Annotated in this window: 28 protein-coding genes; 11 read left to right on the plus strand and 17 right to left on the minus strand. The window is 66.9% G+C overall.

All coding sequences use genetic code 11. The features are described 5' to 3' along the window. Window positions 1-2: 2 nt before the first annotated feature. Complete coding sequence (locus tag ACFWPX_RS00710; RefSeq protein ID WP_378913578.1) at window positions 3-740, minus strand: hypothetical protein; 738 nt, start codon at window positions 738-740, stop codon at window positions 3-5. Window positions 741-874: 134 nt separating this feature from the next. On the opposite strand from ACFWPX_RS00710, the gene ACFWPX_RS00715 reads away from it, so the two are divergent. The 3 genes from ACFWPX_RS00715 (at window position 875) to ACFWPX_RS00725 (ending at window position 3,540) form a co-directional block, all read left to right on the plus strand. Further along, window positions 875-1,618, plus strand: a complete 744-nt coding sequence (locus ACFWPX_RS00715; RefSeq protein WP_378924650.1) for an NAD-dependent deacetylase — start codon at window positions 875-877, stop codon at window positions 1,616-1,618. Between the two features lie 36 nt (window positions 1,619-1,654). Continuing rightward, on the plus strand, window positions 1,655-2,311 hold the full coding sequence (locus ACFWPX_RS00720; protein ID WP_378924652.1) for a CPBP family intramembrane glutamic endopeptidase: 657 nt from the start codon (window positions 1,655-1,657) through the stop codon (window positions 2,309-2,311). Window positions 2,312-2,433: 122 nt separating this feature from the next. Continuing rightward, window positions 2,434-3,540, plus strand: a complete 1,107-nt coding sequence (locus ACFWPX_RS00725) for a glycosyltransferase (RefSeq protein WP_378924654.1) — start codon at window positions 2,434-2,436, stop codon at window positions 3,538-3,540. Window position 3,541: 1 nt separating this feature from the next. Here the strand turns inward: ACFWPX_RS00725 and ACFWPX_RS00730 are convergent, their stop codons facing one another. Continuing rightward, the gene (locus ACFWPX_RS00730; RefSeq protein WP_378924656.1) at window positions 3,542-4,240 is read right to left on the minus strand and encodes a GNAT family N-acetyltransferase; all 699 of its coding nucleotides are present in this window, start codon (window positions 4,238-4,240) and stop codon (window positions 3,542-3,544) included. A gap of 70 nt (window positions 4,241-4,310) precedes the next feature. Then, entirely contained in the window at window positions 4,311-4,772 is a 462-nt protein-coding gene (locus tag ACFWPX_RS00735; protein WP_378924658.1) for an SRPBCC domain-containing protein, read from the minus strand. 113 nt (window positions 4,773-4,885) lie between these two features. Here ACFWPX_RS00735 and ACFWPX_RS00740 point away from each other — a divergent pair, with 113 nt between their 5' ends. After that, entirely contained in the window at window positions 4,886-5,689 is an 804-nt protein-coding gene (locus ACFWPX_RS00740; protein ID WP_378924660.1) for a class I SAM-dependent methyltransferase, read from the plus strand. A gap of 22 nt (window positions 5,690-5,711) precedes the next feature. Here the strand turns inward: ACFWPX_RS00740 and ACFWPX_RS00745 are convergent, their stop codons facing one another. The 3 genes from ACFWPX_RS00745 to ACFWPX_RS00755 form a co-directional block, all read right to left on the minus strand. Next, window positions 5,712-6,155: a hypothetical protein gene (locus tag ACFWPX_RS00745; RefSeq protein ID WP_378924662.1), complete on the minus strand. Its 444-nt coding sequence runs from the start codon at window positions 6,153-6,155 to the stop codon at window positions 5,712-5,714. Between the two features lie 103 nt (window positions 6,156-6,258). After that, window positions 6,259-6,930 (minus strand): helix-turn-helix domain-containing protein, encoded by a 672-nt coding sequence (locus ACFWPX_RS00750; protein ID WP_378924664.1) that lies wholly within the window; start codon window positions 6,928-6,930, stop codon window positions 6,259-6,261. Between the two features lie 610 nt (window positions 6,931-7,540). Further along, window positions 7,541-8,158 carry a TetR/AcrR family transcriptional regulator gene (locus ACFWPX_RS00755; RefSeq protein ID WP_378913570.1) on the minus strand — a complete coding sequence of 206 codons (618 nt, stop codon included), beginning with the start codon at window positions 8,156-8,158 and terminating at the stop codon, window positions 7,541-7,543. A 64-nt stretch (window positions 8,159-8,222) separates the two neighbouring features. Here ACFWPX_RS00755 and ACFWPX_RS00760 point away from each other — a divergent pair, with 64 nt between their 5' ends. The 5 genes from ACFWPX_RS00760 (at window position 8,223) to ACFWPX_RS00780 (ending at window position 14,277) form a co-directional block, all read left to right on the plus strand. Continuing rightward, entirely contained in the window at window positions 8,223-9,593 is a 1,371-nt protein-coding gene (locus ACFWPX_RS00760) for a flavin monoamine oxidase family protein (RefSeq protein ID WP_378924666.1), read from the plus strand. A gap of 109 nt (window positions 9,594-9,702) precedes the next feature. Beyond that, a complete protein-coding gene (locus tag ACFWPX_RS00765) occupies window positions 9,703-11,070 on the plus strand; it encodes a flavin monoamine oxidase family protein (RefSeq protein WP_378924668.1) in 1,368 nt (455 codons plus the stop codon). 264 nt (window positions 11,071-11,334) lie between these two features. Next, window positions 11,335-12,876: a serine hydrolase domain-containing protein gene (locus ACFWPX_RS00770; protein WP_378924670.1), complete on the plus strand. Its 1,542-nt coding sequence runs from the start codon at window positions 11,335-11,337 to the stop codon at window positions 12,874-12,876. Window positions 12,877-12,927: 51 nt separating this feature from the next. Then, entirely contained in the window at window positions 12,928-13,707 is a 780-nt protein-coding gene (locus ACFWPX_RS00775; protein WP_378924672.1) for a MerR family transcriptional regulator, read from the plus strand. Between the two features lie 210 nt (window positions 13,708-13,917). Next, window positions 13,918-14,277, plus strand: a complete 360-nt coding sequence (locus ACFWPX_RS00780; RefSeq protein ID WP_378924674.1) for a hypothetical protein — start codon at window positions 13,918-13,920, stop codon at window positions 14,275-14,277. Here ACFWPX_RS00780 and ACFWPX_RS00785 read toward each other — a convergent pair. The 8 genes from ACFWPX_RS00785 to ACFWPX_RS00820 all read right to left on the minus strand — a co-directional run bounded on the left by ACFWPX_RS00785 (window position 14,257) and on the right by ACFWPX_RS00820 (window position 21,001). Continuing rightward, window positions 14,257-14,469, minus strand: a complete 213-nt coding sequence (locus tag ACFWPX_RS00785) for a hypothetical protein (RefSeq protein ID WP_378924676.1) — start codon at window positions 14,467-14,469, stop codon at window positions 14,257-14,259. The genes ACFWPX_RS00780 and ACFWPX_RS00785 overlap by 21 nt on opposite strands. A 53-nt stretch (window positions 14,470-14,522) precedes the next feature. Beyond that, a complete protein-coding gene (locus ACFWPX_RS00790; protein WP_378924678.1) occupies window positions 14,523-15,767 on the minus strand; it encodes an MFS transporter in 1,245 nt (414 codons plus the stop codon). A gap of 92 nt (window positions 15,768-15,859) precedes the next feature. Next, a complete protein-coding gene (locus ACFWPX_RS00795) occupies window positions 15,860-16,147 on the minus strand; it encodes a hypothetical protein (protein WP_378913561.1) in 288 nt (95 codons plus the stop codon). A gap of 24 nt (window positions 16,148-16,171) precedes the next feature. Beyond that, entirely contained in the window at window positions 16,172-16,474 is a 303-nt protein-coding gene (locus tag ACFWPX_RS00800; protein WP_378628955.1) for a hypothetical protein, read from the minus strand. 52 nt (window positions 16,475-16,526) lie between these two features. After that, window positions 16,527-17,087, minus strand: coding sequence for a DUF4334 domain-containing protein (locus ACFWPX_RS00805; RefSeq protein ID WP_378924680.1), 561 nt, complete (start codon window positions 17,085-17,087; stop codon window positions 16,527-16,529). Window positions 17,088-17,100: 13 nt separating this feature from the next. Then, window positions 17,101-18,765, minus strand: coding sequence for a GMC oxidoreductase (locus ACFWPX_RS00810; RefSeq protein WP_378924682.1), 1,665 nt, complete (start codon window positions 18,763-18,765; stop codon window positions 17,101-17,103). Next, window positions 18,762-20,210, minus strand: a complete 1,449-nt coding sequence (locus ACFWPX_RS00815) for a flavin-containing monooxygenase (protein WP_378924684.1) — start codon at window positions 20,208-20,210, stop codon at window positions 18,762-18,764. Before ACFWPX_RS00815 ends, ACFWPX_RS00810 begins: the two co-directional genes overlap by 4 nt. Further along, window positions 20,207-21,001: an alpha/beta fold hydrolase gene (locus tag ACFWPX_RS00820; RefSeq protein ID WP_378924686.1), complete on the minus strand. Its 795-nt coding sequence runs from the start codon at window positions 20,999-21,001 to the stop codon at window positions 20,207-20,209. The genes ACFWPX_RS00815 and ACFWPX_RS00820 overlap by 4 nt, the downstream gene beginning before the upstream one ends. A 140-nt stretch (window positions 21,002-21,141) precedes the next feature. Between ACFWPX_RS00820 and ACFWPX_RS00825 the strand changes: the two genes are divergently transcribed. Next, complete coding sequence (locus ACFWPX_RS00825) at window positions 21,142-21,801, plus strand: TetR/AcrR family transcriptional regulator (RefSeq protein ID WP_378924688.1); 660 nt, start codon at window positions 21,142-21,144, stop codon at window positions 21,799-21,801. A gap of 33 nt (window positions 21,802-21,834) precedes the next feature. On the opposite strand, the gene ACFWPX_RS00830 is transcribed toward ACFWPX_RS00825, so the two are convergent. The 3 genes from ACFWPX_RS00830 to ACFWPX_RS00840 are packed head-to-tail and all read right to left on the minus strand — an operon-like array spanning window position 21,835 to window position 24,048. After that, entirely contained in the window at window positions 21,835-22,464 is a 630-nt protein-coding gene (locus ACFWPX_RS00830) for a TetR/AcrR family transcriptional regulator (RefSeq protein WP_378924690.1), read from the minus strand. A 25-nt stretch (window positions 22,465-22,489) separates the two neighbouring features. Then, window positions 22,490-23,578, minus strand: coding sequence for an NAD(P)-dependent alcohol dehydrogenase (locus ACFWPX_RS00835; RefSeq protein WP_378924692.1), 1,089 nt, complete (start codon window positions 23,576-23,578; stop codon window positions 22,490-22,492). After that, window positions 23,578-24,048 carry a DUF4334 domain-containing protein gene (locus ACFWPX_RS00840; protein WP_378924694.1) on the minus strand — a complete coding sequence of 157 codons (471 nt, stop codon included), beginning with the start codon at window positions 24,046-24,048 and terminating at the stop codon, window positions 23,578-23,580. Before ACFWPX_RS00840 ends, ACFWPX_RS00835 begins: the two co-directional genes overlap by 1 nt. Before the next feature lie 93 nt (window positions 24,049-24,141). On the opposite strand from ACFWPX_RS00840, the gene ACFWPX_RS00845 reads away from it, so the two are divergent. Then, a complete protein-coding gene (locus ACFWPX_RS00845) occupies window positions 24,142-24,702 on the plus strand; it encodes a TetR family transcriptional regulator (RefSeq protein ID WP_378924696.1) in 561 nt (186 codons plus the stop codon). Window positions 24,703-24,874 lie beyond the last annotated feature (172 nt).

Consider the following 24,874-nt stretch of genomic DNA (forward strand, 5'->3'; position numbering starts at 1 on the left):
GTCTAGCGGCTCAAGGCGACCCGGTGGGCTTCGAGCATCAGCACGGTGAGCTCGTCGAACTCTTTCTCGTCGAGCACGTCGAAGCAGGGTGCGATCAGTTCGTCGGTCAGTTTCTCCGCCGCCTCCCAGCGCCCTCGCACATCGTCGGTGACCGTCTCGAACGGTTCGGTCCAGCCGAGAAATTTCGCGTGGCCTGGTCCGTCCAGGATCGGTGAGCCCGCGACCAGGATCGCCTGCAGCGGGGTGAGCCCGTTGGCCATCACCGCGACCAGGTGCAGTCCGCCGCGTAGTTCACGCAGCACATGCGTCAGCTGCAGGACCGCGGCCCGCCCGTCCTCGGGCACCGGCATCGCCCGCCACCCGGCGAACAACGGCAACCCGGTCGCGGGTGCGGCCTCGACCACGCGCCGCAGCAACTCGGCGAGCCGGTCGGACTGTTCGAACGCGGCGAGCTTGCGCTGCCCGAAGTCGCGACATGCGCCCATGTAGTCCACCGCGGCGTCGGCGGCGGGCATCGGCACCGATTCCCACGCGGCACGGACACATCCGGGCTCGAAGAAACCGAACGCCGCGGTCACGACGTCGGCGTCGACATCACCGAGCACCCCGCCACGTCCCCGCGTGTACGCGCCGTGGAACCCGGCCACCCCGGTCGTCTCCCCGAATGCCCTGGCCTCGCGCGAGATCATGAACGCCCCGCCGAGTTCGAGCACCTGCCGTTTGACCGTTGCCGACGTCATTCGTCTGTCACCTTCCGCTGTAGTCCACTCCAGGCAGACTTTAGCGTCCAATAGCCAGATCGAACAGTCCTATGCCGGGATAACGACCGAAATCCCATCGACCGCGGCGTTCGACCAGCCCTACGCTGGGTCCCATGACCACGCAACTCGTCGCGATCCTGTCCGGCGCCGGCGTCTCCACCGACAGCGGAATCCCGGACTACCGTGGCCCGGCGGGCCTGTGGCAGCGCGACCCCGACGCCCAGAAACTGGTCACCTACGACTACTACATGTCCGATCCCGACATCCGCCGCCGATCCTGGCTCATGCGCGGCGAACATCCCGCCTGGCGCGCACAGCCCAACCCCGCGCACGAGGCCGTCACCACGCTGGCCGCGACCGGAACGGCGGTGCGCGTGATCACCCAGAACGTCGACGGGCTGCACCAGCTCGCCGGCCTGCCCGACCGCAAAGTCCTCGAACTGCACGGCAACGCCCGCACCGTGCTGTGTACTTCCTGCGATGACCGCACCACCACCGAGCAGGCCCTCGACCGCATCGCCGCGGGCGAACCCGACCCCGCCTGCCTGCGCTGCGGCGGCATCCTCAAAACCGCGACGGTCATGTTCGGCCAAGCACTCGACCCCGAGGTGCTCGGACACGCCATGGCGATCGCGCAGGCCTGCACCGTTTTCATCGCCGTCGGCACCAGCCTGCAGGTCCAGCCCGCCGCATCGCTGGCAGGTGTCGCCGCCGAACACGGCGCGCGCCTGATCATCATCAACGCCGAACCCACCCCCTACGACGCCCTCGCCGACGAGGTCATCCGCGAACCCATCGGCACCGCCCTGCCCGCCCTGCTGGCGACGCTGGCCACGACGAGCGCCGAGCACCGCTAGGACGTCGTACCTGCCCGCACCCAGTAGGCTCGGGGCATGACCGTCGACACCGGCCTGGACAGCCGGAAGGCCTGGCTCACAGTCGAATTCGTCGCCCTCTTCTTCTGCCTGACCGGGTTGTACGCACTGTTCCTGCGCGGCGTCGGCCCGCTGCCTTTCCTGCTGGCGATCACCGTCGGCATCGTGATCTACCTGCGCCGCACCGGCTTCGACCGCCGCTCCTTCTGGCGAGCCGACGCGCTGCTGCCCGCCCTGCCCGGCATCCTCACACTCTGGGCGGTCTCGGCCGTCACCCTCACCACCGCGGTAGCCGTCCTGCGCCCCGGCTTCCTGTTCGATCTGCCCCGCGAACGTCCCCTGATCTGGGTGCTGATCCTCGTGTTCTACCCACTGGTCAGCGTCTATCCGCAGGAACTACTCTTCCGCGCCTTCCTCTTCCACCGCTACACCCCGATCTTCGGCGACGGTCCCCGCATGGTCGCCGCCAGCGCCACCGCGTTCGGTTTCGCCCACTTCATCGTCGGCAACTGGATCTCGGTGCTGCTGAGCGCCGCGGCGGGTGTTCTCTTCGCCATCCGGTACCGGCGAACACGCTCGCTGCTGACCACCTCGGTAGAACACGCCCTGTACGGCATCCTGGTGTTCACTGTCGGTCTCGGCGACTTCTTCTATCACGGCGCCGCGGCCTCGTAACGGCTCCGGCGACTTAGCCGCCCAAGGCAGTTGGCCCGCCCTGATGGTGAACCATCGGTGCGGCAACCTCGTATCACTGGGCAGGCCGAGCCCGCGGCCGCCGGGGCGATGACGGAGATCGGATGCGAGTGCTGTTCGTGGCCATGCCGTTGATCGGGCATCTTTTCCCGATGATGCCTTTGGCGCAGCAGTTACGCGAGCGTGGGCATCACGTGATGGTGGCCACCGGTGGGGACGCCGCCACGGCGGTGCGGGCGCACCTGCCGGTGGCCGATGTCGCCCCGCCGATCGACTACCTACGGGCCGCGGTGCGCGGGCTGGGCAGGCATCCGGTCCTGGCGTTGCGGTCGGGCAAGGGGATGGCGGATGCGCGCGGCGGTGCCCACGTTTTCGCTGTCACCAATCGGCCGATGATCGAGCCATTGTTCCGTGCCGCCACCGTGTTCCGGCCGGAGGTGATTGTGCACGAGCCGTTCGCCTCGGCGGCGGCGATCGTCGCCGATCGACTCGGTGTCCCGACGATCCTGCACAACATCGCCCTCGACGACGGCATCGTCATCCGCCGTGAACTGCTGCGCCTGCTCACCGGCACCGCACTGCCCGCACCCGCGACCACCCTGTCCATCGCCCCGCCCAGCATCGTCGGTGTCGACGGCCGCCCGATGCGCTACACCCCGTACTCGGCCCCCGACGCGGACACACCACGATTTCTGCGGGAACCATCGACTCGCCGACGCATCCTCGTCACCCGCTCGACCATGCTCGGCGACGGTACGGACCCCATGCTGCGAGCGATCGTGCGGGCCGCCCCCACTGTCGATGCCGAAATCGTCATTGTCCGACCCGATCGAAAGACGTTGCGCACCAACGCACTTCCCGCGAATATCCGCACGACCGGTTGGATCGCCCTGCACGAAGCCCTGCCCCACTGCACAGCCGTGGTCAACCACGCAGGGGCCGGTTCGGTCTACGCCGCCCTGCACGCGGGCGTCCCCCAAATCGCCACTCCCGCCCCGGGGGACCGCGCCTGGAACGCCCTCGCGGTGCAGCGACGCGGAGCCGGACTGTCGGTGCCCGCCCGCTCGATCACCGCCGCGCATCTCAATGCCCTGATCGACGATCTCGACCTGGCGTCCAACGCTCGTGCGGTCGCCGCCGAGATCGCCGCGATGCCCAGTGTCACCGAAATCGCCGACGACCTAACACAATTCGCCACGCCCACCCACTGACTTACGGCGCCTGCACCAGCGTCAGCTTCGACTTCTTTCGAACGGTGAACCCCAACGTCTCGTACAAACTGATCGCCGATGTGTTGTGCGCGACCGCATGCAGAAACGGCGTCTCCCCTCGCGCCCGAATTCCCGCCCCGACTGCCCGAATCAACCGCGACGCGATCCCACGACCCCGGAACTCGGCGTCGGTGCACACCGCACTGATCTCGGTCCACCCCGGCGGATGCAGCCGCTCCCCCGCCATCGCCACCAACCGACCCTCGACCCGCAACCCCAGATAGGTGCCCATCTCGATGGTGCGCGGCGCGTACGGCCCCGGTTCGGTACGGGCGATCAGCTCGAGAATCTCGGGAACATCACCGGCAGTGAGTATCTCGAGTTCGGGATCGACGGCAACCCGCAACCCCGCACCATCCATCTGCACCGTGTCGAACTCGGCCAGCACCGCCCATCCCGACGGCAGAACATGCCCTGTCCCACGTATCCCAGCACTCCCACCCGCCCCGAGCACGCTCCCCAGATCAGCCCAATCCTGCCCATCCAACACCGCCGGATGCCCGACGAACCGCGCCACCTCGGGCTCATAACGCCCGATCCGCCCCGTCCACCGCGCGAACCGACTGTGCTCCCCCCGCAACGAACCCCGCACCGGATCATCGAGCGGATGCACCGCGATATCGACGTCGACCGTCAACACACCCTCCTAACCACCGAACCCAACCGCCGAAACGCTAACCGACCACATCACCACCGGTCACCGGTTGCACTCACCACGATTCCGACGCCTCGGCCTCGAGCACATCCCGCAACCGCCCCATCGCCGTCCGCCGCCACCCCCGCTCCAACGCGTTGCGCGCCATCTTCTGCCTCTTGTTCCCGATATCGAATCCCGTCTGCGTCAACAACAACCGAGTCCCCCGCCCCTGCGCTTGAATCGTCCAATCCAGCACCCACCGCGCCGGCCGCTCCGCCCGAAGATCGACCCAACTGAACTGCAACTGCTCCTCGTCCCGCACCACCAACACCTCACACGCGATCTCCGCCGAAGGCTCCGACGGCACCACAAAAATGAAATGCGACCCCACAGTGGCCGAAAACCCGATCGACCGCATCAACCACAACTCGAGCAACCCCGGCTCCGTCAACGCCCGCCACACCACCCCCGGCGGCTGCGCGAAGAAACTCCCGATCTCGATAGCCGCAGGATCCAACTCGGAATCCGACGTCATCCACCCACCCCTTTGCGCGACTCGGCCTGATGCCATTGTGCATTCGATCACTCGGTCTGGCGAAACGGCTCAGTTCCTCCATCAGCCCAGATCGCTCGACCTAGCGTCTGATCATGACCGAACCATCGCCAACCTCATCGCCACGGAATCCGCACTACACCCTCCCCAACGATTGGGATTTCGCGAAGGAACGCCTTGCACTGCTGGGCGCAGCCTTCGACCCTGAGAGCATCGCGCTTGCTCAACGACTGGGCGTGGGTGCGGGATGGCGGTGTCTGGACGCCGGAGCGGGCGGCGGGTCGTTCGCTCGCTGGCTATGCAGCGTCACATTGCCAGGTGGTCGAGTGCTCGCGGTTGACGCTGACGCACGACACCTGACGGACCTGCCCGACCGTGGCGGCGAAGTCGCCCAGATCGAACTCGTCGCCGACGAACTGCCCGAAGGCGCATTCGATTTCGTCCACACACGGTTCGTGCTGCTGCACATTGCCAAAAGGGACATCGTTTTGGAGCGGCTGGTCGGGGCGTTGGCACCAGGCGGCGTTCTCGTTCTCGAGGAAGGCGATGGGCTCGGCGTCCTCGATGAAATGTCGGGCGCGTTCGGAGACGTCTGGCGGGCCTTTGCACGTTCGACCGAGAACGCTGGAGCGAACCAAGCCTGGGCCCGGAGCTTGCCCAGACACCTAGAGTCGCTGGGGCTCGTCGACGTCCGAGCAGAGGCGGGGATCCCGATGTTTCGCGGCGGTTCGCCGATGGCGCGCATGTGGAACCTCACCTGGATACAGGTCCACGAAACGTTGGTAGCGCACGGGGTCTCACACAAGGTCATTGCCGCCGCGCGGGCCGAGTTGGAGGACGAGCATCGATGGTTCTACGCCCCGCCCACGGTCCGCGCGTGGGGCCGAGCCCCCCTGTGAAGGGAGCGGGGACATAACTGTGTCAGGCCGCCACACCGACGCTCTCGCACAACTCCCGCACGTCCTTCGTCATCCCCACCGGTGGACGCTTTGACAGTCCGAGCAGTAGTTCCTTCGCGAACCCGTTGAAGCTGACCGTCTCCGGTGCGGTGCGATGCGCTTTGCCCAACAGTGCCAGCACGGCGACGCCCTCGTCATGCTGGTCGTAGGCGCGGGCCACCTCGATCAGATGACGAGACCTACGGGGCACCGACACGATCGTGTCCTCATCGAGCGCACGTGCCGCCTGCAGCGCTTCACCGGACCTACGCAGGTCCACACCGAGGGTGACCGCGTTCGCGCCCTGGACTGCCTGCCCGAAGCTGGTCTGAATGTGCCGGTAGCCCGGGCCCAACAGCTGCGCCCAGCGGTCAGCACGGTCCCATGCCGCCCAGGCATCACCGTGTCGGCCGCGGCGAGCTTGCACCAGGGCTGCGCCTCGGCTTGCAACGCACCGGTGATGCCCCGCCAATCGTCGGGGGTGTCGTCGCGCTCTAGGTAGGGGACGAGGATTTCGGTGCCCGATTCGATCAGGGCGAGCGCCTCGTCCCACCGGCCGGAGTCCCGCAACGCCTGCACCATTGACCACGATGACGCTGCAACCAGGTATGGATCGTCGGCTTCGTACGCCTGCTCCAACGCGCGGTCAGCGACCATCCAGACCAACGAACTGTCCCGCTGATAGGCACAAAAAAGTCCACCAATTGGTAGACACCGGCCAGAACTCGACGTGCCTCCCGTCGAACGGGGCCTCGGGCACGGGCCGCTTCCTGGGCATCGCGAATCAGACTCGGCAGGATGACGCCGAGCTGCGTCCGGTGGTCAGGGCTGGCGTGTCGGACCTCCCAGGCCAGGCGTAGCCGCTCGGCCAGGTGCCCGACGTTGTGGGCGCGCCCGGGCAGCGGTCGACGGAAGTCGGTGAGTGCGGCCTGGACGTCACCGAGGGCCGCATGCTTCGCCCCTGCGTAGAGATTCACTGAGACAGCGTGCCCGTTGCCTGTCAGCTCGGCGAGGTCTGCCAGTCCCAGGGCATCTGCGATGGCCAACAGCATCGGCAGCTTCGGCGTTTGCAGAACGCCGTTCTCGACCTGTTTCACCCAGTCAGGAGACCGGTTGATCCGGTCGCCAAGCACCGGTCGACTGATCCCCGCACGCTCGCGATGGCGTTTGATGCGAAGCCCAATGGGTGCTTGATCTTTCATGTTCCGTACCCCTTCACGGTGGGCGTGGAAACCAATGTGTCCAGTCTAAGTGGGATGGGGGAGAAATCCTCCCCGTACCCGTGCTTTGCCGACCTTAGCGTTGCGGCATATCAACCGCCGGGCTACCAGCAGGTCCGCGCGACATTCCCACCGTGAAGGGCAAACATCAATGACCCCAGTTGAATCCAGCATTCTCGCCGAACTCAAACCGGGCGGCATGCCCACGATCACGATGACCGCCATGCTCCTCTGTGGCCGTGACCCTGGGCCGCTGACCGCCGAACAAGCCCATCGGGCCATGCAGGTCCATCTGGAATGCGCGGTCGATACCTGCCGGAGTCGGCGCCGTGCCAGGGCCACATTGGTGGAGCAGAACCGGATGGTCCTCGACACATCGAATAGATCACCGGCAACCTCAAAGTCGGCCCGAAGGCCAATCGGCAATGCCTGATCCTCTACTTGATTCGGCCTTTCGGGGTCCAGTAGTAATCGGACAAAACAACGACACTGGCTTTACCAGCGGAGATAGCGAGCTCCTGATTTGTCCTGCGGGGCACCGTGATTGGTGATTGGCTTGGCCGCCGCGTCGAGGACGAGGTGCTGGCCCATATCAGCTGGATTCAGCGGTGTGCGGTGCCGAGATCAGGATCAGCCCGCCGAGCAGGGCGCGGGCCAGGTCTGCCGCCCGGGCGCGGCCCAAGGGGAGATCGTCGGATTCGGCGATGGTGAGCGACATTTCGGTGAGGGCGCCGTAGATGGCGCTGGCGAGTAGTTCGGGCGGGTGCGGCTGGATACGGCCGGCATCGAGCAGGTGCTGGGCGCCTTCGACGACGAGCCCACTGAGGTGGCGCTGGTCGATTTCACGCCAGCGTCGCCAGCCCAGCGCGACGGGACCCTGCAGCAGCACGATGTGGCGATACGCGGGTTCGGTGCAAATGTCGAGGAAGGTTCCCATCGCGCGGTCGACGCGTTCCACCGGATCGGTCGAGGAGTCGATTGCGGCTCGGATGCGTTGTGCTGCTTGTTGTTCCAGATCGTCGATGACCGCTTCGAACAGCCCCTTCTTGCCGTCGAAGTGGTGATAGAGCGCGCCGCGGGTCAGGCCGGCGGCCCGCACCAGCTCCTCTGCCGACAGATCGGCGTACTCCCGTTCGGCGAAGAGGCGAGCCCCGGTCTCGAGCAGTGTCTGCCGGGTGTTCTCGACATGCTTGTCACGCAACGACGCCATACGCTATGTTTAGCACATACAGCGTGTATGACAGATGCACAGTGCATGGAGTGGAGCTGTTGGTATGGACAAGTCGGTGGATGTCGTGATCGTCGGCGCTGGTGCCGCGGGCTTGGTCGCTGCTCGTGACCTGGTGGGCGCCGGATCCGAGGTGCTGGTGCTCGAGGCGCGGGACCGGGTGGGCGGCCGCCTGCTCAACGCCGAACTGCCCGGCGGCTCGCCGATCGAGGTCGGCGGCCAGTGGGTCGGCCCGACCCAGCATCAGGTGATGGCCCTGATCGAGGAGCTGGGCCTGCGGACCTACCCCACCCACACCACCGGGCGTCACATCGTCGAGCTGGGCCGCTCCCGCTCGGAGTACACCGGCCGCATTCCCCGGGTGAACCCGCTGACGCTGCTCGATATCGTCCAGACCCAGCTGCGGCTGGACCGATTGGCGAGCAAGGTCGTCCGGACCGAGCCGTGGGAGTACGAGCTGGCCGAGTCCCTGGACGCGCAGACCTTCGACACCTGGCTGCGTAACCACGCCCACACCCCCGACGGGCGAGCCTTCTTCCGATTGATCACCGAGGCCGTGTTCGCCACCGGACCGGAGGATATGTCGGCGCTGTGGGCGAACTTCTACATCGGCGCAGCCGGCGGGCTCGACGCGCTGATCAACGTCGCCGGGGGCGCCCAGCAGGACCGGGTCGTGGGCGGCACCCAGACCATCGCGCTGGCCATGGCCCAGGAACTCGGGGACCGGATCGTCCTCGACAGCCCGGTGACCGACATCGATTGGGACGACACCGGAGTGCGAGTCCGCGCCGAGGGTGTGACGGTGCGTGCGCGCCGGGCAGTGATCGCGGTGCCGCCGCCGCTGGTCGCCCGGATCCGGTTCACCCCTGGCCTGCCCGGTGATCGTGACCAGCTCGTGCAGCGGATGCCGATGGGCCGGGTGATCAAGGTCAATGTCGCCTACGACGAGCCGTTCTGGCGGGCCGAGGGCTGGTCCGGTCAGGCCAACAGCGACCGGCGAGCCCTGGGCACCGTCTTCGACAACACCCCCTTCGGCGGTGGCCTCGGCGTTCTCGTCGGATTCCTCGAGGGTCGCCACGCCGACAGCAGCGCCCGGCTGGCCTTTGCCGACCGCCGCGCGATGGTGCTCGAGGATTTGGCCGGGTACTTCGGCCCGCGGGCGCGCAAACCCATCGACTACATCGAAAAGGACTGGGCCGAAGAGGAATACAGCCGCGGCTGCTACGGCGCGTTCGCTACGCCCGGCACGCTGACCCGCTTCGGACCCGCACTGCGCCGCCCCGTCGGCCCGCTGCACTGGGCAGGCACCGAAACCGCCACCCGCTGGCCCGGTTACATCGACGGTGCCGCCGAGTCCGGCCACCGCGTCGCCGGAGAGATCCACAGCGCCCTGACTGCCGCTGTGCCGAACAAATGACAGCTACCGCCGATTCCGTTGCTCGCGCAGAGCAGGCCATCACGACACAGCGACACCCCGACCGACTCAGATTTGGACAGGGCGGTCTCCTCCGCCCGGAAAGGCAGACATGAAAAGCGAAGACCCCACGGATACTCAGGCACCCTCGGGTTCGGCCCCGACCACCACGACCGTGGCTGTGGTCGGGGCAGGATTGGCGGGACTGACAGCGGCCCGCGCCCTGCACCGGGCAGGTGTCGATGTACTCGTGCTCGAGGCCGCCGACCGGTTGGGCGGGCGCGCGATGAGCGAAACCACCGCACTGGGGTCACGCGTGGATCTGGGCGGGCAGTGGATCGGCCACGACCATCACCGCCTCGCGGCGCTGGCCGCCGAACTCGGTGCCACCCGGTTCCGGATGCACACCACCCCCGTGCCAACCATCCTCGACGGCGCTCGCCGGGTACTGCCGGGCGCGCCGTCGACGCTGGCGACCGTAGGTCTTCTGCTGAGCCTGGAAGTGTTGTCCCACATCCATCCGCGCCGGCGGTGGGACACCACGACCGTCGCAGACTGGTTGGCCAAGGTGCCCGGGCGCACACCACGACGACTGCTGGAACTGGCCGCCCTGATCTCGTGGACCGCCGACCTCGACCGGTTGTCGGTGCAGACGATGATGACGTTGATCCGCCTGCAGGGCGGACTGCGGACCATGCTGTCGACCACCGGCGGCGCGCAGGAGGATCTGCTGGTCGAAGGAGTCGGTACCCTCGTCGATGGCCTCGCCGACGAACTCGGCCCCCGTGTTCGTCTCGGGCACCGAGTCACCTCGATCGGAGAGGGCGCCGACGGCGTCACCCTCGCCACGACCGCTGGTACGGTCCACGCCACCAAAGTCGTGGTGACAGTTCCACCTCCGCTGCTGGAACGCATCAGCTTCCAGCCGTCCCTGCCGCCCGAACGGATCGCCGCCGCCACCCGCACCTACATGGGGTCGGTCTACAAAGCGATCGCGGTCTTCGACCGGCCGTTCTGGCGAGACCGCGGCAAGAATGCGGAAATCGTGGTCCTCGATGCTCCCAGGATCGCCGTATTCGACACCAGCCCGCCCGATGGTCCCGGCCACCTGTGCATGCTGGTAGGCGGCCCGCACGCACGGGCACTCGACCAGCTCGACGCCGCCTCTCGCCGCGAAACAATCCTCGGCCCCCTGGTTTCCTGGCTCGGCACCGAGGTCCTCGAGCCGGTGAGCTGGCACGAGAAAGCCTGGCATCTCGACGACAACGTCGGCGGCGGCTACTTCGCCGTTCCCGAACCGGGCGCCACCGACGCGCTCATGCCGCTGCCGTTCACGCCGGTAGGCGACATTCATTGGGCCGGTACCGAAACCGCGGTCGATCACCCAGGTTACCTCGACGGTGCCATCGAATCCGGCACCCGCGCAGCTCACGAGATCCTCGATACCCTCGCGCAGCGAGACCAGCTCACGCCGCGATAAAGACACCGAGCACGGCAACCTGCCTTCCTCTGGCATGTCCGCTGTGTGGCACATCGGGAGTGACTGCCGCCCGGTCCTTCCGAAAATCGACGCGCTCACCGCGGCCGGCGCGCGGGCCTTCACCATCGAGCCCGAACAGGATGGCCCACCTTGGAGGTAGATGTGATCTAGATCATGGTTGTAGTTGACCTTAGGTCAGGGTGGAAGCTGGGCGCAGCGGCGCGAAGCCGAACGGGCACAACAGATTCGATGGAGCAAACCACCATGTCGATCACCCTTTCCGACCAGGACAAGAGCACTCTGCGGACTGCCGCGTACGGTGCCGTCGCGCTGATGGCCGCCGCCGGTGCCGCGGGCAAGCCCCACAAGATCGCCACCGAAGGCGCGGTCGCGCTGTACACCGCGACCGGCATGGTCGGGCACGTACTCGCCGCGAAATCGAAGGACATCGACCTGACGGGCAAGTCGGTGGCCGAGCTCGCCGATCAGGTGCTGCCGGCGCTGACCGCGGCCATGCATCTGCTCGCGCAGCATGATCGAGCCGAGGCCGACAACTTCCGCAACACCGTCCTTGTCGCCATCGAACCAGCCCAGGACAACCCGGGCCGGCCCCGCCCCGCGACGGCCGAGATGGCCCGCAAGATCACCGCCGCCCTCGACGCCACCGGGGCGGCCGTGGCGAATGTCGCTGTCGGGCAGGATCGCCCGGAGTTGCAGAAGACGATCGAGGAGATCGTCGAGTCGGGGTTCCTCGGGGTGTCGCTGCGCGTGCACGACGAGCGCGGCGAGTGGGTCGGCAGCGCTGGGGTGGCCGAGCTGGGTGGGACCGCGAAGCCGCCGATCGACGGGCACGTCCGGATCGCTAGCAATACCAAGACCTTTACTGCGGCTCTGGTGCTGCAGCTGGTGGCCGAGGGCAAGATCGGGCTGGACGTCCCGGTGGTGGACTACCTGCCCGAGTTCGGGCTGGACGGGCGGATCACGGTGCGGATGCTGTTGCAGCACACCAGCGGGGTGTTCAACTTCACCGGCGAGATGTACGAGGACGGGACGATCGTGCTGGGGATTCCCGCCCCGGGAACTCCCTTGGGCAAAGAATGGGTGCAGGACCGGTTCAAGACCTACCGGCCGCAGGAGCTGGTGGAGCTGGCGTTGGCCAAGCCGACGCGGTTCGAACCGGGAACCGGCTGGAGCTATTCCAACACCAACTATGTGCTGGCCCGGCTGCTGATCGAGAAGACCACCGGCCGCTCGTTCGCCGAGGAGATGCGGCGGCTGATCCTGGATCCGCTCGGGCTGTCGGGCACCGTGGTGCCGGAAACCTCGCCGGAGATCCCCGAGCCGCACGCCCACGCCTACTACCGGTACGAGCAGGACGGCGAGGAGATAACCGTCGATGTCACCCGCCACAACCCGTCCTGGAACCCCTGCGGTGGTGACATGATCTCTACCACCGAGGATCTGGCCACATTCATCTCCGCGCTGTTGAGCGGCAAACTCCTGCCTGCCGAGCTGCTGGCCGAAATGTGCACGCCGCATCCGACGGGCATCCCGACGATGGACTACGGCCTGGGGGTGTTCGTGCGGGACCTGGGTTCGGACGGCGGCATCGTCATCACCCACAACGGCGGCCATGCGGGCTACGCGACGCTGATGTACAGCACCCCCGACGGCAGCAAGACCATGACCGCATCGCTGACCTGTGTGGACGACTCCGCAATGTCGGTGGCGGTGCCGTTCCAGAACGCACAGCAGAAGCTCCTCGCCGAGGTGTTCGGCGGCGGTCAGTCCGATCCGGGTCAGTAGCCGACTACATCTGGTGGCGCGGCGGCTTCGAGCACAAGGCAGGCTGAGCAGATGAGGAACGGGGTCACGATCGGGCAGGCGGCGGCATTCGTCAGCGTCACGGTGAAGACGGTGCGGCACTACCACAAGCTCGGCCTGATCGAGGAGCCGATACGTGACAGCTCCGGTTTTCGGCGGTACGGATCGGCCGATCTCTTACGGCTGGTGCAGGTCCGGACCCTGGCCGCCGCCGGGGTGCCGCTGGCCGAGATCGGGCCCCTGCTCGACGCCGACGCCACACAGTTCGCCGCCACACTCGCCGATGTCGGACGGCAGCTCACCGAACGGATCGACGAGCTGACCGTGCGACGTGACACGCTGGACCGGCTCGCCGACGGCGACCGGGCCCTGCTGGGCGACCGCGCGGTCGCACTGCTGGAGCGGATGACCGGCCTCGGCTTCCCCGCGGACGAGGTGGCGACCGGCCGGGAGGGCTGGGTCTTGGCCAAAGCCCTTGTCCCAGACGGCTTCGACGACTACCTCACCCATGTCGAGCATGCCCTCGACGACCCCGAATACGTCGCCTTGATCAAGCGCGCCGGCGAGGCCGCCGCCTGGGACCCGGACGATCCCCGCGTCACCGAGCTCGCCACCGCCATGGCCGAGCACTACCTCGCCAACCCCGCACACCTGAAGATCGTGACCGCCCTGCAAGCCCACACCGAGGCCGCGACCCGCTACACGCTGATCGCCCGCCACGGCGAAGAGCAGACATCGGCCACGACGCGAGCGGTTTTCGAGACCAAGCTCCGCGCCGCCGGTATCCACATCCCAAGATCGGATACCCGTTGACCGATTGCTGGGGCCAGTGGCCGTCCGGCGAATCCGCGATCAGCTTCTCGACCTCGGCTCGCGAAAACCCGATTGGACGAAACCCTTGCTCCCCCACCGATTTCCGACCGGGGACAACTGTTTGACCTTTCCCGGTGCGGGCATACGCACTGAGCAAGGACAATCCTCTACCGGAGGGACAGCTCCGTGTTCACATATCTACGAGGGGTCGTGTTGGTCGGGCTGCTGGTTGTTGCCGGCTGCGCTACCAGCACCGAGGCGCCGGATCCTGGTTTGCCGCCGTCGACCTCGGGTGCGCCCGAGATTTCCGATGACGCTGCCGGGCACCTGTGCGAGATGATGGCCCCGGATCTCGACAGCTGGCGTGCGCAGGGGACGAGGTTGGCGCGGGTGTCGTTCAATGCCACTGTGCAGAATTGGGCGGCGCGTAATGGCGGTATCAATGTTGCGGTCGCTCGCAATCGCGAGGTGATCGATACGGTCACTCAGCAGCGCTGCCCGGACGTGCGTGAGCAGACAATGCAGGTCTTGGATGTGCCGGATCTGGCCTCAGCGCTCGCCGGGGTGTGAGGCCGCGGCGTCGGAAACCTCGGCGTCTTCGGTTCCACGGCGCCGATCGCGCAAGACCAGCACCCCGGCCGCGATCGCCCAGATCACCGCGAACGCCACAGCGCGCATCAGACTCCAGTTGACCATCAGCATCACGAGGGCGACGCCGCCGAACAGGGTTAACAGCCGGGCGGTACTCGTCTGACCTTTCATCGCGAGATCATCCCACGGGCCGACCGCGGAGTCGCGACGAGCCACCATCGCGATCAGCTGTCGACACCCACGGGCGGACTCTCGTCACGGATATGTGGGCGGCGCGTGGCCCAGGCCAGCGCGGGCACGATCAGCAGTGCGATCCCCGCACCGAGGAAGGCCAAACCCGGGTAGTCGGCGGCCGCGACGATGACCCCGGATCCGAGCCCACCACCGGCACCCGCGATCGCGATCCCCACATCGACCGTGCCCTGTGTGCGAGCACGGGTGGCGACCGGCGTCGCATCCGCGATCATCGTCGTCCCCGCGACCAACCCCAGATTCCAGCCGACCCCGAGCAGCCCGAGCGCCACCGCCAGCGCCCCCACCGATGTCGCCGGGGCGAGCGCCGCGGCCACACCGGCCGCGACCAGCGTGCCCGCGGCCGCCACGGCGACCAAGCCCGGCCCGAATCGATCGACGAACATCCCCGACAGCAACGACGGCAGATACATCCCCGCGACATGCACCGCGATCACGAATCCCGCCGCGCCGACACCGTGCCCGTGATGCTGCATATGGATCGGTGTCATCGTCATGACGGCGGCCATCACCAACTGGGTCACGACCATCACCGTCGTCCCGGCCACGATCGGCGCCGACCACCGGGTCGGAGCGTCCGTCACCACAACCTCGCTGGGCGGCTCCGCGATCGCGCGGGCGAGCACGAGCGGGTCCGGACGCAACATCACCCACAGCACCAGCGCCGCCAGCACATACGCCACCCCCGACAGCACGAACGGACCGGAAAGCGCCGGAATACCCCAGCCCACAGCCATATTCGACATCGGTGTCGTCAGGTTCGGCCCGACTACCGCACCGACCGTCGTCGCCACCAGCACCGTGCTGATCGCGCGTGCCCGATGTGCGGGCTGCGCCAGATCGGCGCCGGCGTATCGCGCTTGCAGGCTCGTTGCGGTGCCGGCCCCGTACACGATCAGCGACACGAACAGCAGTGGCAAGCTCCCGGTCATCGCGGCCGCCACCACCCCGAAACTCCCCAGCGCACCGGTCAGGTAGCCCAGGGTGAGGCCTGCCCGGCGACCCGCCCGCTGCGAAATCCGACCCACCCCGACCGCCGCCGCGGCCGACCCGACCGTGAACATCGCCGCGGGCAATCCCGCCAGTCCGGTCGATCCGAGCATGTCCTGCGCCAGCAGAGCACCGACGGTGATACCGGCAGCAAGTCCCGCGCCACTGAAGATCTGCGCCGCGACCAACACAGCCAGAGTGCGCCGTTGCGCGGGATGCTCGCTCATGGCGTCATCATCGCGGCAAAGATGGACGCCGGTCCAGTCGTTAGACACAGAAAGGTCCAGCGACGACGAACCGGCCCCTTCGAGCCTCGCCGCTAGCGCAAGTACGGCCCCAGCTTGATATTCACCTCGGAGCCGACATCCTCGATCGACGTGATCGGCCACACCCGCCCGGGCTGCATCGTGCCCGCGGCTGTGGCGTAACCGACGACGTCGAGTGCCGCGACCCCCTCGTCGTCCTGCAGGATGCCGGCCTCGGTGCGCACCCCATCGGAGAACACCACATCGAACTCGTCAGCCATGCGGTCGGCGCGCACCACCACACCGGGGAACAGGTGCGAATAGTCGACGATGATCCGTCCCGGCTCAGCGCGTTCGTTCATCGACGTCCTTTCCGCGCTCCGACCTCAGTGACCACACGGATCGGTGAGGTGCAGCCCCTCGCCGACCTTGATCCGGCGATGCTCGGCGAGCACGATTCCCACCCCGAACAGCAAGCACACACCGCTGAGGATTCCGGCGATCACCGCCCATCCGACAAATCCGGAACCGGCGGCCGTCAGAGTGGCCGCGAGCATCACGATGCCGACTCCGACGAGGAACAGCCCCGGCCAATTGAGCGAGTCCTGAATCGACTCACCCGCGTGTGAGCGCGTCGTGCGCTCGGTGTCGGGAAACTTGTGTTGATGGGGATCGATGTAGTCGGTCATGGCACGGCCTCCTTCCGACGAGAGTTCTCCGTTTTCGGCGCGTACCCCCGATTCAATCGGGCAAACCGGCAGAATCGCTCGCGTTCTCCCGAACGAGGACGAAAAAGTACGGCTCGGGGAAATTGCGGTAGTCCATCAGGCCCAACACGGTGTCGTCGTCGACCCGGCGGAACACATCGATGATCGGCAGATGGTCGTACACCATCGCCGTGGTGACAACCCCACGATGCTCCACCGCCCGCAGCCGCGCCCGGTATCCACGGGCGCGCAACGCCGGTTTCAACACTCCGAGCAATCCCCGACCCCGGTCGACGATCTTGCTCGGCACCTTGCCGACCAGGCCCAACGGCACTCGCTGCGGATCGACAGCGAAGATATCGCCCGCGGGACCGCGGAACAGCAGCGGATGCACACTGTCCTCCCCGTCGAACTGCTTGCCATACCACCCGGATGCTACGAGCAGACCGTCGAGCTGATGCCCGGTCGCCAGCTCGCGACCGTGCCACCGGCCACTGAGTTGAGTCGCGGGCACCGGCGCGAGACTGTCGAACAGCGCCAGCGCCGCTTCCCTGGAACAGGCGGGTTCGAGCGTGGTGAGTTGGTCGATCGTCATGAAAATCCTCGTCTCAGACAGGTAGTCGCAGCGCACCGGGCGCGGAAGCGGGCACAGCGGGCTGATCCGGTGCGACCGGACGGATCCGCTGGTAGGCGGCACCGAGATCAGGACGCGGATCCGGCTCACCCTTGTTGGGCCAGAACGCCATCGCCCGCTCGGCCTGCGCGGTGATGGTGAGCGACGGGTTGACGCCGAGGTTGGCGGTGATCGCGCTGCCGTCGGCGATGTGCAGGCCGGGATAGCCATAGACGCGCTGGTAGGGGTCGATCACGCCGGTATCGCGGGAATCGCCGATCGTGCAGCCACCGATGTAGTGCGCGGTCGCGGGGATATTGAAGATATCGGTGGCGATATTGCCGGTGATGCCGTCGGATTCGGCCGCGTATCGCCGGGCGATCTCGTGCGCCATGGGAATCCACTCCGGATTCGGCTCCCCACTGCCCTGTTTGGTCACCAACCGCTTGCCCTTCAGGTAGGAGGTCAGCGAGTTGTCCAGCGACTGCATGACCAGCAGGATCACCGACCGCTCCGAGGCGCCGTGGGCGTTCTGCGAACGCAGGAATTGCACCGGATGCAAGATCATCGTCAGCAACAGCCGCAAGAACCGGAACGCCCCGCCGTCGACCATCGGCACGGTCTGCAAGAACAGTGCGTTCTGCCCCTTCCCGTAGGTGCACACCTCCACGTGCGTCTGCGGTTCCGGGTGGATGGAAGACGTGATCGCCACGCCCTGGGCGAAGTCACGGCGCGACTTGCTGGTGACCCCGATGATCGCCTCGGAGTTACTGCGGGTGAGCTCACCGACCCGCGCGGACAGCTCGGGCAGCGTGCCGTCGCCCCGCAACTTGTGCAGCAACTTCTGGGTGCCCAGCGCCGCCGCCGCGAACACCACCTGCTCGGCGGTGAAGGTGCGTCGTTCCTTGCGCAGCCAGCCGTTCGACGCGACCGTCTCGACGCGGTAGCCACCGTGGCCGTCGGGTGCCACCGACGTCACCGTGGTCAACGGATGCACCTGCGCGCCATTGCTCTCGGCCAGGTGCAGGTAATTGAGCGTGGTGGTGTTCTTGGCATTGTGCTTGCAGCCGGTGAAGCACTCCGAGCAGTGGATACAGCCCGCCCGGCGTGGACCCGCGCCACCGAAGTACGGGTCATCGACCTCGACACCTTCGGAACCCTCGTTGAAAAAGACACCGACATGGGTGCGATGGAAGGTATCGGCCACCTTCAGATCACGCGCGACCTGCAACAGCACATCGTCTTTCGGCCCGACGCGCGGATTCTCGACCACACCGAGCATCCGCGCGGCCTGGTCGTAGTACGGCGCGAGCTCGGATTTCCAGTCGGTGATGTGCGCCCACGCACGATCGCTGTAGAACTCCGGCAACGGTTCGTAGAGCGTATTGCCATAGATCAGCGACCCGCCACCCACACCCGAACCGCTGAAGACCAGGCACTTGCCGAGCGCGCTGATCCGCTGCGGTCCGGTGAGGCCCAGGCGCGGCGCCCAGATGGCCTTGGGGATGTTCCAGTTGGTCTTCGGGTAGTCCTCGGCGTTCCAGCGCCTGCCGGATTCGAGAACACCTACCCGGTAACCCTTTTCGGTCAGGCGCAGCGCGGTCACGCTGCCACCGAAACCGGAACCGACGACGATCACGTCGTAGTCGTAGTCACTCATCGCGACACCACCTCGTAGTCGGCGGGATCGAACCGCGCCTGCTTCTTGTATTGGATTCCGAGCAGTGGCCAGTTGGTCGTGATCCGGCCGTCGGCCTGGCGATACCACGACGAGCACAGGCTCCACACGCTCCCGGTGAGCTGGGACTGGATCCGCTCGTCGTAGGCCTGCTCCACGTCAGGACGGACCGTCAGCGCGCGACCGGACGCCGCCAGATGGGCGACATAGTCGCCGAGGTACTTCGCCTGCGCTTCGAGGAAGTAGATGATCGAGCCGCCACCGGTATTGGTGTTGGGGCCGTACATGATGAACAGGTTCGGAAACCGTGGCACGGTCATGCCGTAGTAGGCGTGCGCGCCGCTGTCCCACTCCTGCGTCAGCTCCCTGCCCTGCGCGCCCGTGATGGTCATCGGGGCCAGGAACTCGGTGCTGGTGAAACCGGTCCCCCAGATGATGACGTCGACCTCGTGGTCACGCCCGTCCGCGGTGCGTACCCCCGAGGGGGTGATCTCGGCGATCCGCTCGGTGGTCACCTCCACATTCGCTTCGGTCAGCGCCGGAAGGTAATTGTCGGAGAACAGGATTCGCTTGCAACCGACCGGATAGTCCGGCCACACCTTCTCGAAAAGGCCCGGTTTGGCCTTGGTCTGCCTGCGCATGTGCCACTTCGACATGGCCTTGATCGCGGCGGCGAGCGGTTTGGCGTACACCCACGCGACGCTGAGCCCTTCGACCACGCCGTACCAGGTGCCGCGTTCGGCGAGCTCGGTCACCGGCAACTTCTCGAACACCCGCTGATGGCGCGCCGAGAACTCGCGGTCGGGGCGCGGGATGATGTAGGGCGCGGTCCGCTGGAACACCGTCAGCTTCTCGACCTGCTGCTGGACCTCGGGAACGAACTGGATCGCGCTCGCCCCGGTGCCGATGACCGCGACACGCTTGCCCGTCAGGTCGACGTCGTGATCCCACTGCGCGGAGTGGAAACTGCTGCCGCCGAAGCTGTCCCGTCCATCGATCGCGGGCACAGAAGGTCGGGAGAGCTGGCCGACCGCCGACACCAGCACATCGACCACCACCGTATCCCCGCCGCTGAGCCGAACCGTCCACTTCCCGGTCTCGTCATCGAACGCGGCGCCGAGAACCTCGGTGCCGAAGCGGATGTGGCGGCGAGCATCGTACTTCTCGGCGACATGCCTGATGTAGTCGAGAATCACCGGCTGCCGCGAGAATCGGTGCGGCCAGCGCGGATTCGGTTCGAACGAGTAGGAGTAGAACGGGGACGGCACATCACAGGCAGCACCGGGATAGGTGTTCTCCCGCCAGACGCCACCGACATCGTCGGCCTTCTCGAACACGACGATATCGTCGAAGCCGCGCTTCTTCAGTTCGATAACGGCAGCCAGGCCGCCGAAGCCGCTGCCGATAACTGCAATGGACGGTGTCATGAGGTCCCTTCGAGAACGATGCGAGCGCAGGTATCGGGGTCGTCGCTGAACGGGAGGTGCCCGCAGCCGGGGAGGTCGAGATGACGCGCGAACGGCAGCACCGTGCGGGCACGGGCGCTCTGGGTGCGGTGCACGAGCACGATGTCGCGGGTGCCCCACGCGATCGTCACCGGAATCTCGCCCAGCGATCCACGGTCGTCGCCGGGATCGAGGACGTAATTGGCGAAGTCATCGCGGGCGGCCGCGAAGGAGGTCGCACCGGCCAGCCCCGCCAAGTCGGTACGGGCGGCATCGGGGTCCACCTGGACCGGGTGACCGAACATGCTCGAGAGCAGGACCATGCGGCCCGCGGGATACTCGACCAGCCGGTCCAATGCGGGCCCGGCGACCCGCGCGGCACCACGCATGCCGGTGAGCAGACACTGGGTCCACCGCCGTCCGACAGGCCCGTAGAAGCCGACCGGCGCGAACGCGGTGACCCCGGACGCCACCCCCGCGCGGCCCAGTTCGATGGCGATACCGCCGCCCATGGAACTGCCTGCCACATGCGGGCGCCGAATCCCGTTGTCCGCCAGCCATTGCGTGAGCCAGGTGGCGTACCCACGCGGACCCGGCCGCACCTCGTCGAGGGCGGGCGAGTCACCGAAGCCGGGGAGATCGATCGCGATGACCTCGTGCTGTTCGGCCAGCAGATCGATGATCGGCGCGAAAACCTGCCGGCGACTGCCGAGACCGTGCACGAGCACGATCGGCGAACCACTGCCCCGGCGGAGGTGAGAGATCTGCGTCATCGCAGCCCTTCATCCAGATAAACAGTTACTACGTACGGTTTCTTGATTGCATCAGCTCGATACGCCGTCGTCAAGAGGTGACGGCCGACACTTTCTTATCAATCTACCGAATCTTGTCGGCAGCACGTACGATTTCTCAGGTGACCGTGCAACAACCACGCCGGACCCAGGCCGAACGTCGGGCATCCACCCGCGCCAGAATCCTGGCCTGCACCGCCGAATGCCTGCTCGAACGCGGCTACGCGGCGACCACCGTCAGCGCGGTCCAGGAACGCGCCGGGCTCGCCCGCGGCACCGTGCAGCACCACTTCCCCACCAGAGCCGAACTGCTCATCGCCGCCACCACCCAGGTTGTGGACACCCGGCTCGAGAAGTTCCGGCGCGAAGCCGAACTCCTCCCACCCGGCCGCGACCGCCTGCAATCCGTCGTCGACCTGGCCTGGCGCGACCTGAACAGTCCCGCCTTCTTCACCGCACTCGACCTATGGGTCGCCGCGCGCACCGACGCCGAACTCCGCGACCAGCTCCTCACCGAGGAACGTCGCGTATTCACCGAAATGCGTCGGCTCTACCTGCAAGTACTCGGCGAACCGTATGCCTCGGATCCGCGCGCCGAGGTCCTGGTCGAGTTCACCATCGACCTGCTCACCGGACTCTCGATGACCGCCATGCTCACCGGCACACTCGGCGAACGCGAGGCGGTGCTGCGCCGATGGAAGCGTGCGCTCGCCGTGCTCATCGGACAGCTACCCAGCGATGAACTGCTCGACGGAAGTCCACTGCCGGCGGCGCTGAACTGAGCTCGGCTTCTCTTCGGGCTGAAGAGCTCGTCCCTAATCGCCCGTGGTCTGCACTCCGGACAATCCGTTCCAGCACAGCGCGACGACGGTGTCGACAGCGTCGCCCTTCGGAATCGGTTGACCCGCGTCCAGCCACTGCCTGGCCGCGAGGTGGCTGGCGCCGACCACCCCGAACGCACACGCGTAGGCCCGGACGTCATCCATACCCGCGGCCCGGAGCTCGGCACTGACCAACACCGCGCATTCGCCCATCGCATTGCGCACCCGCCACCGCACACACGGCTCGCTCGGCACCGGGGACTCGAAGACCAGGGTGTGCCCACCGGCGTCCTCGTCGACGAAATCGAAATAGGCGAGCACCGCGCGGCGCACCTTGTCCTCCTGGCCGTCGGCGTCGGCCAGCGCGTCCCGGATACCGTCGACCATCCGATCCAGATAACCCTGCAGCACCGCGAGATAGAGGTCGAGCTTGCTCGCGTAGTGCGTGTACAGCACCGGCTTGCTCATCCCGGCCCTGATACCGATGTCGTCCATGCTCGCCCCGTGGTAACCATGGGCGACGAAGACCGCACGCGCGGCACCGAGCACCGCGAGTCGCCGCTGGGTGCGGGCAGCCGTCTCGGCGCCCTCGACGGTCGGGATGTCGTTGTAGAGAAGTGTCATGAGACGTCCGGGGATTCGAGGGTGTTCACCATGTGAGCACCGGCTTGACGACAGCGCCCGCGCGCTGGTCGGCCAGCGCGGTGCCGACCTCGGTGTGCGGGTACCGGGCGATGAGGCGCTCGACCGGGAAACGACCGGCCGCGTACAGATCGAGCAGGTGGGGAATGAAGGTGCCGGGCACGCTGTCGCCTTCGAGGCAGCCACGAATCACCTTGCCGTGCAGCACCAGATCGCCGATATCGACCGGCGGCGTGCCGCGACCGAGACCGACGGCCACCACCGTGGCACCGACAGCCAGCGCGGCGACGGCATCGGCGAGAACAGTGGCGACGCCGGTCGTGTCGAGCGCGTGGGTCGCACCACCATCGGTGAGTTCGCGGATACGTGGCGCCGTCGGCCCGTCGGTGGGATCCAGCGCGGCGTCAGCACCCAGCGCGACAGCCAGTTCCCGCCGCGCAGCCGATGTCTCGACAACGACCACGCGGACGTCGGGAATCGTACGAGCAGCGAGCAGACCCGCCATCCCGACCGCGCCCGCACCGTACACGGCGACCCACGCCCCCGACTCCGGCCGCAGCGCGTTGAGCACAGCGCCCGCGCCGGTCTGAAATCCGCAGCCGAACGGCGCCGCCACCGCCAGGTCGATCGCCGGGTCGATCACGATCGTGTTGTCCTCGGTGGTCAGCGCGTAGCCGGCGAAACTCGACTGGCCGAAGAACCCGTCCAGGATCGGGGAACCGTCGACAAGGACCCGGGGCGTGTCGTGCGCACGTCGTCCGAACTGGTTGAGCGCGGTCGAGCGGTCGCAGTAGGCAGGGCGCCCAGCCGAACAGTTACGACAGGCACCGCAGTGCCGGAAGGTCAGCACGACATGGTCGCCGGGCCGGACCGTCCGCACCTCGGACCCCACCGCCGCGACGACACCGGCGCCCTCGTGTCCGAGCAGGATCGGACGATCCACGGCACCCGCGCGGCGGCTCACCAGATCGGTGTGGCAGATCCCCGCGGCGACGATCCGCACCAGGATCTCCCCCGCGCGCGGCTCGTCGACCTCGATCGGCTCGATCGAGAACCCCGCCGCCGGATCACGCGACAACACCGCCGTTGTCAGCATCAGGAGACCCGATCCAGCAGGAAATAGAAGTATTCGCCGCGGGAGAGAACCAGTTCGGGGCGCCCGTTCATGATGCCCATCAGGGTGGTGTCGTCGAGCCACTTGAAGTGATCGAACACCGCGCGGCCGTCGTAGACCATGGTCGCGGTGACCTCACCGCGGAACTCGATATTCCACAGGGTCGCTTCGCCCTGTCCCAGTTCGACATTCGAGAACAGGGTGCCGTCCTCGGCTCGGCAGATCAGCGGCTTCGCGTCGTCGAGGGCTAGAAAGTTCTTGCCGTACCACCGGCTGGCGGGCAGCGCGCGGCACAGCGGGTGACCGGTCTGAAAAGCGTCGCCGCGCCATTCGCCGAGGATCTCCTCGGCACGGGCCGGGCGTAGCCGGGTCCACAGCTGGTCCAGGTCGCCGGTCGTGACACCGTCGGCCTGGTCCCGGAGCTGCTGCCACCGTGGTTTGTCCGCGCTCATCAAGCCCTCGTCTCACAGAGTTCAGAACCGTACGGTTCCGCATTGGACCATAGTTCCGAACCAGATGGTTCGGCAAGAGGTACGATGCGGCGCATGCGGGCGGCAGGTCAGGCGACAAGGGAGCGAATACTCACCGCGGCGAAAGCGGAGTTCGCCGAATTCGGTATCGCCGGTGCCCGGATCAACCGCATCGCGGCCGCCGCACATGCCAGCAAGGACCGGCTCTACGCCTACTTCCCCGGCAAGAACGAGCTCTACGCGGCCGTCACCGAACGCTGGACCAGCGAGACCAGTACCGAAGCGGCCATGTCCGCCGACGACCTTCCCGCCTATGTCGGCCGCCTGTTCGACCACTTCATCGCCCACCCCGACAACGCCCGACTACAAGCTTGGGCAGAACTCGAGCCGTCCGGCGATATCCCCCAGGTTCTGCGCCGCACCATCGACATGAAAATCGCTGAACTCCGCCGCTGCCAGCACGAAGGACTCATCACCACCGATATCCCGGCCCCGATTCTGCTCCGCATGCTCACCGACCTTGCCCGCACCTCGGCCACCCATGCACGGGCCGGATCCGTCGTTGCCGGCCGTGACCGCCTGGCAGAGCAGCGCGCGGCGACGGTGTCTGCCGTCGCGCGCATGGTTGCCCCCTGACCTCCTTGTGTTTTTGGATACTGCTTGGCCGCTGAGGTGGCGATGGTGTAGTAACGAAACACATAGTTAGATGCGCATATCGCAGTATCGCGATTAATTAACCAGACAGGTGCACCGCAACTGGAGATCACCACCACCTGCACGATTGAAACCCGTACTGCCCCTGCGCTAC

This window comes from Nocardia sp. NPDC058518 (assembly GCF_042719655.1).
Lineage (GTDB): Bacteria > Actinomycetota > Actinomycetes > Mycobacteriales > Mycobacteriaceae > Nocardia.

What these genes read in the sequence shown, in the direction of transcription:
- ACFWPX_RS00760 (WP_378924666.1), top strand. Translation starts at nt 8,223, where the DNA reads ATGGACAAGTCGGTGGATGTCGTGATCGTCGGCGCTGGTGCCGCGGGC.
- ACFWPX_RS00795 (WP_378913561.1), bottom strand. Translation starts at nt 16,147, where the DNA reads ATGAACGAACGCGCTGAGCCGGGACGGATCATCGTCGACTATTCGCAC.
- ACFWPX_RS00770 (WP_378924670.1), top strand. Translation starts at nt 11,335, where the DNA reads ATGTCGATCACCCTTTCCGACCAGGACAAGAGCACTCTGCGGACTGCC.
- ACFWPX_RS00765 (WP_378924668.1), top strand. Translation starts at nt 9,703, where the DNA reads ATGAAAAGCGAAGACCCCACGGATACTCAGGCACCCTCGGGTTCGGCC.
- ACFWPX_RS00840 (WP_378924694.1), bottom strand. Translation starts at nt 24,048, where the DNA reads ATGAGCGCGGACAAACCACGGTGGCAGCAGCTCCGGGACCAGGCCGAC.
- ACFWPX_RS00785 (WP_378924676.1), bottom strand. Translation starts at nt 14,469, where the DNA reads ATGAAAGGTCAGACGAGTACCGCCCGGCTGTTAACCCTGTTCGGCGGC.
- ACFWPX_RS00800 (WP_378628955.1), bottom strand. Translation starts at nt 16,474, where the DNA reads ATGACCGACTACATCGATCCCCATCAACACAAGTTTCCCGACACCGAG.
- ACFWPX_RS00735 (WP_378924658.1), bottom strand. Translation starts at nt 4,772, where the DNA reads ATGACGTCGGATTCCGAGTTGGATCCTGCGGCTATCGAGATCGGGAGT.
- ACFWPX_RS00815 (WP_378924684.1), bottom strand. Translation starts at nt 20,210, where the DNA reads ATGACACCGTCCATTGCAGTTATCGGCAGCGGCTTCGGCGGCCTGGCT.
- ACFWPX_RS00845 (WP_378924696.1), top strand. Translation starts at nt 24,142, where the DNA reads ATGCGGGCGGCAGGTCAGGCGACAAGGGAGCGAATACTCACCGCGGCG.
- ACFWPX_RS00835 (WP_378924692.1), bottom strand. Translation starts at nt 23,578, where the DNA reads ATGCTGACAACGGCGGTGTTGTCGCGTGATCCGGCGGCGGGGTTCTCG.
- ACFWPX_RS00820 (WP_378924686.1), bottom strand. Translation starts at nt 21,001, where the DNA reads ATGACGCAGATCTCTCACCTCCGCCGGGGCAGTGGTTCGCCGATCGTG.
- ACFWPX_RS00740 (WP_378924660.1), top strand. Translation starts at nt 4,886, where the DNA reads ATGACCGAACCATCGCCAACCTCATCGCCACGGAATCCGCACTACACC.
- ACFWPX_RS00720 (WP_378924652.1), top strand. Translation starts at nt 1,655, where the DNA reads ATGACCGTCGACACCGGCCTGGACAGCCGGAAGGCCTGGCTCACAGTC.
- ACFWPX_RS00750 (WP_378924664.1), bottom strand. Translation starts at nt 6,930, where the DNA reads ATGAAAGATCAAGCACCCATTGGGCTTCGCATCAAACGCCATCGCGAG.
- ACFWPX_RS00805 (WP_378924680.1), bottom strand. Translation starts at nt 17,087, where the DNA reads ATGACGATCGACCAACTCACCACGCTCGAACCCGCCTGTTCCAGGGAA.
- ACFWPX_RS00775 (WP_378924672.1), top strand. Translation starts at nt 12,928, where the DNA reads ATGAGGAACGGGGTCACGATCGGGCAGGCGGCGGCATTCGTCAGCGTC.
- ACFWPX_RS00755 (WP_378913570.1), bottom strand. Translation starts at nt 8,158, where the DNA reads ATGGCGTCGTTGCGTGACAAGCATGTCGAGAACACCCGGCAGACACTG.
- ACFWPX_RS00830 (WP_378924690.1), bottom strand. Translation starts at nt 22,464, where the DNA reads ATGACACTTCTCTACAACGACATCCCGACCGTCGAGGGCGCCGAGACG.
- ACFWPX_RS00710 (WP_378913578.1), bottom strand. Translation starts at nt 740, where the DNA reads ATGACGTCGGCAACGGTCAAACGGCAGGTGCTCGAACTCGGCGGGGCG.
- ACFWPX_RS00725 (WP_378924654.1), top strand. Translation starts at nt 2,434, where the DNA reads ATGCGAGTGCTGTTCGTGGCCATGCCGTTGATCGGGCATCTTTTCCCG.
- ACFWPX_RS00790 (WP_378924678.1), bottom strand. Translation starts at nt 15,767, where the DNA reads ATGAGCGAGCATCCCGCGCAACGGCGCACTCTGGCTGTGTTGGTCGCG.
- ACFWPX_RS00810 (WP_378924682.1), bottom strand. Translation starts at nt 18,765, where the DNA reads ATGAGTGACTACGACTACGACGTGATCGTCGTCGGTTCCGGTTTCGGT.
- ACFWPX_RS00715 (WP_378924650.1), top strand. Translation starts at nt 875, where the DNA reads ATGACCACGCAACTCGTCGCGATCCTGTCCGGCGCCGGCGTCTCCACC.